1 protein-coding gene is annotated in these 331 nt (G+C 50.2%); it reads right to left on the reverse strand.

Features of this window, described 5'->3' with window-relative positions; translation table 11 throughout:
* Positions 1 to 331: glutamine amidotransferase-related protein (locus ACNQ0T_RS23455; RefSeq protein ID WP_417930408.1), on the reverse strand; the 331-nt coding region annotated here is incomplete at both ends.

Here is a 331-nt window from a genome sequence, read left to right on the forward strand (position 1 = left end):
GTGAGGGACAGGTAAGCCGTTTGCATCCATTTTGCGAACGGGGCTGTCGATCAATCCTAACAGTGGAATTTCTGTTTGACCTTCTTCGCTGATACTGCCGAGTAATTGCATTCCAAGGCAGATACCCAAAACGGGTTGGGTTAGTGCTTTAATTAACGGAATGAGTTCACGCTCAGCCAGTTTTTCCATGGCTGCGCTGGCGGTGCCAACACCCGGTAGAAAGACTCTGTCTGCTTGTAAAATAGTGTTTGTGTCGCGGCTCACAATTGGGTCATAACCTAGGCGCTTAACGGCATAGGCGACGGACGCTAAGTTTGCACAGCCGGTATCG

It is taken from the genome of Enterobacter cloacae complex sp.6700776 (assembly GCF_048284255.1).
GTDB lineage: Bacteria > Pseudomonadota > Gammaproteobacteria > Enterobacterales > Enterobacteriaceae > Enterobacter > Enterobacter intestinihominis.